At 72.3% G+C, this 11,066-nt stretch carries 10 protein-coding genes and 2 pseudogenes; 4 read left to right on the top strand and 8 right to left on the bottom strand.

The features are described 5' to 3' along the window. Positions 1-22: 22 nt before the first annotated feature. The 8 genes from ACVNF4_RS12460 to eccB all read right to left on the bottom strand — a co-directional run bounded on the left by ACVNF4_RS12460 (position 23) and on the right by eccB (position 6,310). Positions 23-322: a WXG100 family type VII secretion target gene (locus tag ACVNF4_RS12460; protein WP_461802823.1), complete on the bottom strand. Its 300-nt coding sequence runs from the start codon at positions 320-322 to the stop codon at positions 23-25. 29 nt (positions 323-351) lie between these two features. Continuing rightward, positions 352-690 (bottom strand): WXG100 family type VII secretion target, encoded by a 339-nt coding sequence (locus ACVNF4_RS12465; protein ID WP_461802824.1) that lies wholly within the window; start codon positions 688-690, stop codon positions 352-354. Between the two features lie 230 nt (positions 691-920). After that, the gene (locus tag ACVNF4_RS12470) at positions 921-1,439 is read right to left on the bottom strand and encodes a hypothetical protein (protein WP_461802825.1); all 519 of its coding nucleotides are present in this window, start codon (positions 1,437-1,439) and stop codon (positions 921-923) included. Next, positions 1,417-2,712 carry a WXG100 family type VII secretion target gene (locus ACVNF4_RS12475; RefSeq protein ID WP_461802826.1) on the bottom strand — a complete coding sequence of 432 codons (1,296 nt, stop codon included), beginning with the start codon at positions 2,710-2,712 and terminating at the stop codon, positions 1,417-1,419. The genes ACVNF4_RS12470 and ACVNF4_RS12475 overlap by 23 nt, the downstream gene beginning before the upstream one ends. Continuing rightward, complete coding sequence (locus ACVNF4_RS12480) at positions 2,712-3,008, bottom strand: DUF6317 family protein (RefSeq protein WP_461802827.1); 297 nt, start codon at positions 3,006-3,008, stop codon at positions 2,712-2,714. Before ACVNF4_RS12480 ends, ACVNF4_RS12475 begins: the two co-directional genes overlap by 1 nt. Further along, a complete protein-coding gene (locus tag ACVNF4_RS12485; RefSeq protein ID WP_461802828.1) occupies positions 3,008-3,403 on the bottom strand; it encodes an SAV_915 family protein in 396 nt (131 codons plus the stop codon). Before ACVNF4_RS12485 ends, ACVNF4_RS12480 begins: the two co-directional genes overlap by 1 nt. 164 nt (positions 3,404-3,567) lie before the next feature. Next, a complete protein-coding gene (gene mycP, locus ACVNF4_RS12490; protein WP_461802829.1) occupies positions 3,568-4,794 on the bottom strand; it encodes a type VII secretion-associated serine protease mycosin in 1,227 nt (408 codons plus the stop codon). A 1-nt stretch (position 4,795) separates the two neighbouring features. Next, positions 4,796-6,310 carry a type VII secretion protein EccB gene (gene eccB, locus ACVNF4_RS12495; RefSeq protein WP_461802830.1) on the bottom strand — a complete coding sequence of 505 codons (1,515 nt, stop codon included), beginning with the start codon at positions 6,308-6,310 and terminating at the stop codon, positions 4,796-4,798. Between the two features lie 214 nt (positions 6,311-6,524). Between eccB and eccE the strand changes: the two genes are divergently transcribed. The 4 genes and pseudogenes from eccE to ACVNF4_RS12515 all read left to right on the top strand — a co-directional run. Beyond that, on the top strand, positions 6,525-7,787 hold the full coding sequence (eccE, locus tag ACVNF4_RS12500; RefSeq protein ID WP_461802831.1) for a type VII secretion protein EccE: 1,263 nt from the start codon (positions 6,525-6,527) through the stop codon (positions 7,785-7,787). 76 nt (positions 7,788-7,863) lie between these two features. Further along, positions 7,864-8,607: a hypothetical protein gene (locus ACVNF4_RS12505; protein WP_461802832.1), complete on the top strand. Its 744-nt coding sequence runs from the start codon at positions 7,864-7,866 to the stop codon at positions 8,605-8,607. 673 nt (positions 8,608-9,280) lie between these two features. Continuing rightward, a pseudogene (locus ACVNF4_RS12510) lies at positions 9,281-9,409 on the top strand (SCO5717 family growth-regulating ATPase); the annotation flags it as partial. Between the two features lie 438 nt (positions 9,410-9,847). Then, positions 9,848-11,066, top strand: a pseudogene (locus tag ACVNF4_RS12515) (hypothetical protein); the annotation flags it as partial.

Below are 11,066 nucleotides of genomic sequence, written 5' to 3' on the forward strand. Positions count from 1 at the left end.
CGTTGTTCGGTGCCGGCGGCGCTTAGAAGTAGCTGGCTGCCTTCAGGTCGCTGCCGCGGTAGTCGCCGTTGGCCTCGGAGACCTTGTGGCCGATGGAGACGAGGGCGGCGTGGATGTTGGCGGAGTTGGTGTCCCACTCCTTCATCTTCTGGCCGAAGGCGTTGGCGGCTTCGCCCTCCCAGCCGGCGGCGGCGCGCATGACGGCGGCCTTGAGGGCTTCGAGGTCGGTTTCGAGGCGGGCTGCCTGGGCGCCGAGTTCGGTGGTGATGGCGTCGAGACCGCCGTACTTGACCGCCATCTCGCCGTCGTGGACGTTGACCATGCCGGGTCCTCTTTTCTGTGGGTCGGGGATCAGTAGCTGCTGAGCGCGGACTTCGCGGCGCCGTACTGGACGTCGATGCTCTGCACGGAGGCGTGCACGGCGTCGTCGGTCTTGCCGGAGAGCTTGCGGGTCTCGTTGATGTTTTCGAGGAACCAGGTCAGCAGGTTGCCGATGTTCTTGACGCCCTCGTTGATCTCGATCTGCTTCTTGTTGAAGGCGTTGGCGCCGATACCGCGCCAGTGGGTCTCCATGGTGTCCAGGGTGCCCTGGAGCTTGCTCAGCTGGTCGCGGATCGAGTCGTACCGCTTGACCATTTCGTTTTCGAGCTTGATGACTTGCTGGTCATTGAGCTTCTGCCCAGCCACCATTGGCGGACTTCCCTTCGTGAACTGCCCTGAGGGCGTGGCATGTCGGGGGTCGGGGCGTGCATGTCTTGGATGTCCCCCTCCCCGTTCCCCCTGTGCGGCGCACCGAGGTGCCGGACCGCGCGTGGCCTGTGCGGCACACTCGGCGACCACTGTAGTCTTTGCGGTTTTCGCGGCCAACCGAACTTCGTGTTGCCCCAGTTACGAAGTTGTCGAGATGTGGGGCATTTCCTTCAGCGGTCCCGGTTCTCCGCGAGCCAGCGCCGCGCGCCGGCCTCGCTGGGGTATTCGCGGACGGTGAGCCAGGCGGCGGTCCAGCCGACGTAGTACGCGGCGAGGGCGGGCAGGAGGGGCGCGGCGAGGATGAGCAGGCCCCGGCCGGAACCGGCGGACCGGAGGGCACGCCGGTTGTGGGCCCGTTTCGCCGCCCAGGTCTCCTCCGGGGTGGGCGGGGCGAGGAGGGCCTTGCGGTGGTCCCGGCGCTGGACGACCCAGCCCCGGGCGAGGGTCGCGCAGGACGCGGCGATCTCGACGCCGTCGGCCACCAGGCGGGCGGTCGGAGGCAGTGCTGCGGCGAATCCCCGGTAGACCCCGAGGCAGAAGAACACGACCGCCCCCGCTATGAGGAGCTGGGCGAGTGTCGTGCGGGTGCGCGCCAGCCGGTAGCGAGTGCCGCGCTCGTACCAGGAGGTGCCCAGCCTCGGCAGGGCCGGAATTCCGGCGCGCACCTCAGAAGAGGCTCGTGACGCCATGCCACACGTCCTTTCCCATGCTCACGGTGTCGTCCCCGAGCCGCGAGAGGTCGTCCCACGTGTCCGACAGGACGTGCCCCGTCCCGGTCAGTACGCCGCCGACGACCCCGTGGTCGTGGATGTCCTCGCTCCAGTGCTCGTGGAAGGCATGGTCGAGGACGCTCGTGGTGACGACCGCGGCGCCCACCCCGACCGCCGCCACCATCACGGCCCCCTCCTCGGGGATCGCGGCCACCGCCACCACTCCGGCGGCCAGCCCGCCGAGCGCGACACCTCCGTCGACGACTGCGGCGTGCCCCCAGGACCACCCCTCGTCGTGGTCCTTCTTCGCCTCCAGCCCCCCGGTCGCCGCAGCGGCGGCGATGTCCAGCACGGGCACCTCCCGCAGGAACTCGGGGAGTTCGGCGACACCCCGGCCCAGGCGCAGCGCGTCGGCCGTGTCGCCGAGTTTCAGGTTGAGGACGCGGTCGTAGGGGAGGGCCGTGCTGCCGTGGTCGGCTCGGACGATGGCCTCTTCCAGGGAGTCGACCTGCGTCAGCGCGGCCCGGTAGGCACTCTTCGCGGGGAAGTCGTCAGGGAGGGAACGGCCGGCTCTCTGGAACGCCTTGCGTTCCTCGCGGAGGTTGTTCTTCGCCGCGTCGGCGTCGGCCCTGGCCCGGTCGATCTCCGTGCGCGCCGCCAACCCCTTGGCGCGCGCGTCCTCCGCGTCGTACGCGTACAGGCCGCGCAGCATGTCGGCGAGGGTGATCTTGTCGGCCGGATCGACCGGCTTCGTCACCTGCGCGCACAGCCCCGTCAGCTGATCCGCCGCCACCAGCCGCGCGTGCTGTGCCGTCCGCAGGATCTCTGTGCGGGCCGTGTCGTACTCCGTGAGGGCGGAGAGGGCCTTCTCGTCGGCCGGGGACGGCGGGTCGGAGGTGGCCAGCGGGAGGGGGGCGCCTTGGGGGCCGGTGGTGACGCCCTGTCGGGTCGCGGTGTGTTCGGCGTTCTGGAGGGCCGTCTCGCAGGACGAGAGGTGGTCGGCGAGGGTGTCCAGGATGCCGCCGACGGCCTCCACGAGGCCCCCGAAGGCGCCCGCTGTCAGCGCGTCCTCGCTCCAGCGCGCGCGGAAGGTCTCGGCGGCCTCGCCCTGCCAGCCGGTGTCCTTGACGAGGGACTCGACCTGGTCTGTGACGGGGGTGACGGCCGCTTCCAGGGCGGGTTTGGCCGCCTTGTAGGCGGTGGCCATCGCGCGCAGGCCGCCGATGTCGCCGCCGATCCAGCTGTCGGTCATCAGCCCTCGCCCTTCATGAGGTCCTCGAAGAGGCCGTGGACGTCGATGTCGTGGCGGAAGAAGGAGTCGCGGGCGTGGACGACCGTGTCGCCGTGGTCGTCGAGGCGGTCGGCGAAGAGGGTGTGCAGGGCGGCGATCAGATGGGCGGCCTCGGCGACGGCGTGGTCGAGGCCGGGGTCGCCGCCGCCGGCGACGGCCGGGGTGACCTGGGCGTGGAGGGCGCGGTAGTCGGTGGCCTGGGTGTGGAAGGTGGAGGCCATGGAGGTGAGGTCCGAGAGGACGACCTGGAAGTCCATCAGCGCACCGCCCCGGCGTAGGCGGCGAGGTCGGCCGGGGTCCAGTGCGGGGAGGCGGCCGAGGGGTCGAGGCGGACCCGTACCCCGCGCAGACCGGTGAGCAGGGCGCCGAGGGAGGTCGCCACCCACGGCTGGGCCTCGCCCAGGGCCGCGACCAGCTTGCGCGGCGTGGTGAAGGCGAGGGCGACCGGGCCGTCGTCCGGGTGGGCGAAGAGTTCGCAGACGATGCGGGGGGCGCCGTCGGTGTAGCGGGGGTGCGCGGGGACCAGCACCGGGGTGTGGAGCGGGGGGAGGTCGTAGTCCAGGAGGCACGACCGGCGGGGAGCCGTCGGCGCGGGGGCGGCCGGGGCCTCCTTCAGGTAGTCGAGCAGGCGCGACGCGCTCACTGTCCTCACCACCGTCTCCTGTGCGCATGCGGGCTTCGCGGGCCCTCACAGTAGCCAGCGGGAGACGGGGCGAATGCCGACATTTCATGGTCGTCTTAGCGAACGCACACCCAGCTCATACGGGCGGTTGGGGATGGTCTGAGCAGTGTTTGACCCCGCCATGACCGGCGCCCCTACGCCACCCCCCGCACCCGCTCCCGCCTCTTGCGCGCGTCCCGGATCGCCACCGCTCCCCCGCCGATCCCGGCGACCAGCACCGCCGCCCCGACGGCAACGTACGTCGCGAGCCGCGCGTTGCGCTCGCCCGGCGTCTCCCCCGGGTGGAACTTCGCCGGCGAAGGCGCCTCGGCACTGGCCAGCCCCTGGTCGGGGCTCGGCGACTCGATCGGACGGTCGTCCTCGGTCAGCGCGCGGACGGGGTCGACGACGCCCCAGCCGACGAGCCGGTCGTGCCCGGCGATCGTCCGCTCCGCCGTCTGCTCGATCTGCGCGACGACCTGACGGGCCGTCCACTTCGGGTGCTTCGCCTTGATCAGCGCGGCGACTCCGGCGACGTACGGCGCCGAGAAACTCGTCCCGTTGTCGGAGCAGTGGCCGCCCGCCGGGACCGTCGAGATCATGTCGACGCCGGGGGCGGCGACGCCGACGAAGTCGCCGGACTGGGAGAAGGCAGCGCGTTCGTTGTTCCGGTCGGAGGCGGCGACGGCGAGGACACCGTCGTAGGAGGCGGGGTAGGTCTTCTTGACGTTGCCGCCGGTGCCGTCGTTGCCCGCGGAGGCGACGATGACGACCCGCTTGCCGAGGGCGTCGTTCACAGCCCGCTCCAGGTTGTCCGACGGTTTCCGCGCGCCCGTCGTGTCCTGGGAGATGTTGATGACCCCGGCGCCCTGACCCACCGCGTAGGTGATCGCCTCCGCGAGGGTGTCCGGGGTGCCGTGACCCTCCGCGTCGTTCTGCTTGAGGGGGATGATCGTCGCCTCGGGGGCGAGGCCGACGAAGCCGGTGCCGTCGGTGGGGCGGGCCGCGATGATGCCGGCGACCTTCGTGCCGTGGCCGACGGTGTCGGTGGTGCCGGTGTTGTTGCCCCAGTCGAGGGGCTTGCCGTCGTCGCCCTTCACGTCCGGCTTGAACGTCTTGCCCGCCTTGACGTCGACCGCGCCGGTGAGCTGCGGGTTCTTGACGTCGACGCCGGTGTCGATGACGGCGACCTTGACGCCCTCGCCCTTGGAGCGGGCCCACAGTTCGTCCAGCATGACGCGTTGCAGGGACCAGGGGCGGCCGGGGTACTTGCCGTTGGGGAAGGTGCACTGCTCGGTGTAGGGGCGGCCGGCGGCGGAGGCGGGGGGAGCGAGGGCGAGGCCGGTGAGGAACAGGGCGGCGAGTGCCGAGAGGGTCCGCATGTCACGACCCCTGCGGCTGGCGGGCCGCCGTTGTCGAGAGGCGGGGGCCCGTGGGGAGGAACTCGGACCATGACGCCGGGATCGGTGCGGGGTCGACGTTCGCGTAGCCCAGCAGGGTCTGGGCCTGCTTGGCCTCCTGCTGTTGCTGCTTGCGCTTCTCCGGGGTGATGCCGATGCCCGCGTCGTCGGTGGCGCTGTCGGCGTTCGACTGGAGGACGTAGCGCAGGCCGGTGTCCGTGACGAGGAAGACCGGGCCCGCCTTGGTCTCGGTGCCCTGGAACTGGCGGTACAGCTGGCCGGAACCGGGGGTGACGTAGGCGCTGGAGGCGCCGGTGGGGAGGGCCTCGGGGAAGCGGGTGCCGGCCCAGGTGCTGAGGGTCGTCGCGCCGGTGGAGCCGTCCACGGAGCGCAGGACGTTGCAGACGGTGCTGCGGGAACCGGCGGCGGTGGAGGGGTCGTTGACGGGCTGGGGGTCCTCGGTGGGCCAAGTGTTCTCGGTGCCGAAGGGGGCACCCGGGACGATCAGGCCGGGGCTCGCCGGCGCGGCCTTGCCACCCGGGTTGACGTCCGCCAGCTTCTTGCTGAACAGCAGGAGTTGGGCGACGAACGGGGTGACGGGGGCGACCCGGCCGGGCAGCACGAGGTAGTACTGGTCGCTGTTGAGGTCGGACGCCTTGAGGACCCTGCCGACCCGGTCCATGTCCTCGGTGAGTTCGCCGGGGGCGTTCGCCTTGCCGCCGACGGGACCCTCGACCTCCGGGAAGGAGATCCCGTTGCCCGTGTGCAGGGTCGCCAGCCACTCCTTCGACACCTTCTGCGGCTGCCGTCCCGAGCCGACGACCGCGCGCAGCAGCAGCTCGTTCGACTTGTCGATCGGGTACGCGCGCCCGCTCGCGTCGACGACGTACGCCTGCCCCTCGGCCTGCACGTACAGGAGCTGCCCGCCGGTGAGCCTGCCGCCCTCCTCGGTGGCCTTCATCTCGCGGGACGCAAGGACGAGCGCCGCACGCTGGATGGACTCGCCGCCCGCGCTGGGGCGTTCGCAGACGGCCCACCGCTTGGCCTTGCCCGCCTCGTCGGCGTCCGGGAGGCGGTCGGGGGCGTACGGGATGCCGATGGTGACGCCGTGCGCGATCTTGCTGTCGAGGACGGACTCGGCGACGGTGACGACGTCCCCCTGGCCGGCGTCGAGGAGCAGCTTGGCCGAGGCCATGTTGAGGACCGGGTGGAGCTGCGTCTGGCCGCCGGTGCGCAGGACGACGTACCGGGTCGTCGACTTGTCGGCGACGATCACCTTCGCGCCGGGGGTGTCCCAGTCCTTGGGCGCGGTGGGCTTGAACATGCCCCACGCGCCGAACACGGCCATCACGACGACGCCGGTGATCGCCCCGGGGAGTACCCCGCGCAGTGGCTTGGGGGCGCCTTCCTCCGAGCCGGGCGACGAATGCGTGAAGGCCGCGAGCATGCGGCGCTTCGCAAAGGTGTAGGCATTGAGCTCGTCACGCCGGGATGCCATCGGTGCCTGTCTCCCCCTGGTTCGCGCGGATTCTGGTCGCGGTGGGACCGGTGCCGGAAGGGCGGCCCGCCCGCGTTGTCAGAGCGGCCCCCTACTATGCCTGGTAACCGCCGGGACGTGGGGCGCGGGTAGGTTGTCGGGGCACCGGAGGGCGCCGAGAAGGCCCGTGCGGTGCGGGAGAAGCAGCGAGTTGTGAGGAGAACGGGGGGATGGAGTGAGGGCTTCCGGAAGGGGTGGCCGGTCGCCGGGCGAGGCGAACGCGCTGCACCTCAAGCCGCGTTCGGGGCAGGCCGGGACATTCCGCTTGCAACGGCTCGTCCTGCTGGAGATCGCCGCCGCCGCTCTCGTCGTCGGCTGGGCGGTGAACCCGGCCCTGCTGGCCGTCGCGGGGGTCCTCGCCGTCTGTCTGGTCCTGGTCGCGTTCGTCCGGCGCCGGGGGCGCACGCTGCCCGAGTGGGTGGCCACCGCCTGGGCGCTGCGGGCGAGGCAGCGCCGGGCGGCGAGCACACAGGTCCCGGCGGGGACGGAACCGGGGCTGGCCCCGGCCGTGGAGTGCGATCCGACGCTTCGGACGTACACGTACGCGGGCCGTGACCGCCGTCCGGTCGGCATCGTCGGCGACGGCACGTTCGTCACCGCCGTCCTCCAGGTCGAGGCCGACTCCACGGCCCTGCGCGTGGAGCGCGACCGCCATCCCCTCCCGCTGCGTCTGGTGTACGACGCGCTGGAGGTGGACGGCATCCGGCTGGAGTCGGCGCAGGTGGTCCTGCACACGCAGCCCGCGCCCGCGCTGCACCTCCCCCGGCAGTCCGTGGCCATCGCCAACTACACGCCGCTCCAGGAGCAGACGGGCGCACCGGCCGTCCGGATCACCTGGATCGCGCTGAAGCTGGACCCCGAACTGTGCCCCGAGGCGGTCGCCGCGCGCGGGGGCGGGCTGACCGGCGCCCAGAAGTGCGTCGTCCGCGCGGCCGACCAGCTCGCCAGCCGGCTCACCGGCGCCGGGTTCCGTGCGTCTCTGCTCGACGAGGAGGAGCTGACGTCCGCCATCGCCACCTCCGCGCACGCGAATCCGCTGGTCACCGCCGAGGCGGGGCGCACGGAGGCCCGTGAGCGGCGCACCGAGGAGTCCGGGCGTGGGTGGCGCTGCGACAACCGGCGCCACACGACGTTCTGGGTACGGCGCTGGCCCGCGCTCGGAGGGAGCCGGGCGCCGTCGCTGCCGCAGCTGATCGCGCTGGTGACGGCGGTTCCTGCCCTTGCGACGACGTTCAGTCTCAGCCTGTCGCGCGGGGAGCGGCAGAAGGTGTCCCTCGCCGGGTATCTGCGGGTGACCGGGCGCAGTGACGCCGAACTGGTCGCCGCGCGGCGGGCGTTGCAGGGGGCCGCCCGGCATACGGGGATGGGGCTCGTGCGGTTGGATCGGGAGCAGGTGCCGGGGATGCTGGCGACCTTGCCGTTGGGAGGGGTGCGGTGAGGAGCGTGCGGGAGTTCGAGGGGGATCGGATGTCCAAGGGTTCGTCGTCGGGTGTTCGGATGTTCGGAGGGGTGCGATGACGGTCGCCGTTTCTGGTGCGGGGGAGCGGGCACGCGGGTTGCTGCGGTCCGGGCTCGGGTTGATCGGGCCCCGGCACGCCCGGCACTCCGTCTCCGTGGAGCAGCTCGACGCGCTGTCGCTGCCGATCGGGGACGACGGGGTCGTCATCGGGGTCGATCCCGAGGGGCGGCCGTCCGTGCTGGGGCTCAACCGGCCCACCTCCTACGACGTGACGCTGATCGGGGGGCTGTGGACCGCCCAGGTCATCGCCCTGCGGGCCGCGGCGACGGGGGCGCGCGTCGCCGTCGAGACGGGGCGTCCGCAGGCGTGGATGCAGATGGTCCACGCGATGGGGGGCGGGCAGAACGGGCTCGCCGTCCACGAGGTCGGGCGGGTGCCTCCGCAGGGGACGTCCCCGGGGACGCCGGTGCTCGTCGTGCGGGACTGCGGGATGCAGCCGCCTCGGGGGCGGGTGGCGTCCGGGCCCTGGCAGTCCGTGCTGACCCTGCTGCCGTATCTCAGCCCTGTCGCCCCGCGGCTGATCCGGCAGGCGCGGTTGGTGGGGGTGCAGCGGATCTCTCCCGACGAGGCGGTGGAGTTGAGCCGCGCGATGCCGTTGCCGGAGGCGGAGCGGGAGGCGTTGCCTACGTTGCCGGACGGGGTGACGTTGTGGTGTGGGGATCGGGATCGGCAGTATGTGATGACGCAGCCTACGGAGGCGGAGGTGGGGTTGTTGGGGGTGGCTCGGCGGATGGATTGAGGGGTGGGGGTTTTTGGGGGGCTGCGTTGAGGGGTTTGGGGTTTTGTGGGCGGTGGTTGTTGGGCTGGCCCGGCTGTGACATTGGCTCTCTCGCCTGCGGGGCGCCTAAGTCGGTGTCGAGGACACGAACGTGCTCAGCCCTTCGGGCCTGCGCGCGATCGTGTCCTCGACACCGACGCGCCCCTTCGGCTCCTTCGCGGCCGGTGGCCGGAGACGGTGGCTGAGTTGGTGGGCACTTGCCCGGCGTTTGTGGAGTTTGGGTGCGTGGTGTTGGTAGGGGTGCGGAGTTGGAGGTGGGGGTGCTTGGGGATTTGCATGACCTTCACTTGGGGGTGTCTGCCTCTATGAGGGGGTTTGTTCAGGGGGGTTTGTCGGGTTCGGGTGGTGTGTGACGCGTTGGGTGGACGCTGAGGGGTGGATGGGCCTGCCGGGGTGGGGCTTGTGGTGATTAGGCTGGTACCGGGCGCGGCGCCGGGAACTGTGGGCCGGGGGTCGATGCCTCAGGGGGAGCTGGTGGAGGGGCGGTGTGCCGTCCTTGTTCTTCGGGTGCCCTCTGCTGATCCCGTCCGGTCCTTCGGTGTCCGGACTGTGGCGGTCGGCGACGACCAAAGACAACACGAAACGGTCCCCTCCTGATGCGGTATCAGGAGGTCCGGCCATCTCAGGAGGAACTGTGAGCAGCGATCGGGACGGGACGCGCGGGGGCTGGGCCACGCCCGGCGATGACCAGCCCGACGCGGACTCCGGTGTCGACATGACGGGCGAGTTCACGATCGACTACGCACCGCCGGCCTGGTACACGCAGAACGCGGGCGGGGGGACGGGGACCGGAATGCCGCAGCCTCCGGCGGCACCGCCGACGGGGGCTGCGGTGTCGGGGGTTCCTGGGGGGCCGGGGTTTTCTGGCATGCCGGGGGTGTCTGGCATGCCGGAGGCGCCGGTTGGTTCTGGTGTGGCTGAGGTGCCGGGTGGTTCCGGGGTGCCGGGGGGTACTAACGTTTCGGGAGGCTCCGGGGTGCCGGGGGCTTATGGGGGGCCTGGCGCGGACGGCGGGTTTCCGGGGGCGTCCATGGGGGCGGGGGGTGTCGGCGTACCGGCTGGGGCTGGCTCCGGGTTTCCCGGCGTGCCCGGTTCCGGATTCCCCGGGGCGCCCGGGGTTGCCGGTGGACAGGGTGCGCCAGCGACGCCGGGAGTGCCCGGGTTTCCCGCTGGACCGGGTGTTCCCGGTGAACCTGGCGGTGTGGTCGGGCACGGCGGACCGGGCGCCGGTGTGCCCGATGTGCCGCCGGTGCGGCCCGGGATGCCGCCGGGGGTGCCCGGTGCGGTCGGCGTGGGGGCGGCTCCTGCCTCCGTGCCCGGGTTGCCCGAGGACGGTGGCTTCGAGCTTCAGCCCCCGGCGGGGAACGGGGATCTGGACAGCCCGGCGACCATGCGGATCTCGTCGGCCGCGCTGAAGCGGGAGATCGCTGAGCGGAGTGCAGACACCGAGTCCCCGGCTGCCGGTCAGGCGAGCGACGCAGGGCAGGCGCAGGAGGCTGCTCCGGGAGTCCATGCCGCTGTCCCGGCCGTCGACGCCACCACGCCGGGTGCGGAAGGCGGCGCGCATCCCGAGGCGGGTACCTCACACGCGGACGACGCCGTCGCGCCGGCCGAGAACATCGCGGACGACTCCGGCGAGGCTGACGTCTCTGCTCCGGAGGGCTCCGAGGACCGCCCGGAGAGCGATGCCGGCAAGGAGGGTGCCGCGCAGCACTCCCCCGGCGCCGATGAGGACGCCGCTCCGGGTGACGACGCACAGGGCACTGGCGAGCAGGACGCCGCGTCGGACGACGAGGCGGGCGACGCAGAGGCCGGTGCTGAACCGGGTACGGCTGCTGAGGCTGGCGCCGAGACCGACGCTGGCGCTGAGGCTGGCGCCGGAACCGGAGCTGGTGCCGAGGCCAGTGCTAGCGCCGGTACTGATACCAAGGGCAGTCCTGGCGCTGGCGCCGAAGCCGGTGCCGGTGCTGAGACCGGCGCTAGCGCCGAAGCCGGTGCCGAGGCTGGCGCCGAAGCCGGTGCTGGCGCTGGCATCAAGGCCAGTGCCGATGCCGAAGGTGCCGTACCCGATGCCCAGGCCCCCGGCGCCGGTGCCCAGACCGGCACGCCGGACGCCCCCGAGGCCGACGTACAGAGTGCCGTCGCCGAGACCCCGGCCCAGCACCCCACCCCGAACGCCGGCGACACCCCCACGGACACCCCGGCCGCCGCCGACACCGTCGTCCCCGCCGAAGCCGTGACCCCCGGCCCGGAGAACGCGACGCCCTCCGGCCCCGCCACCCCCGAGGGCTCCCCGGAACCCCAGGACGGCTCCTGGCCGCTCCCGGCCCCGCACCCCCCGGTCCCGCCGGTCCCCCCGCTCCCGCCGTCCTACGAACCCGCCGCCCCGACCCCGGCAGCACAGTGGCCCGCCCAGCCAC

The organism is Streptomyces sp. S6, from assembly GCF_054880855.1.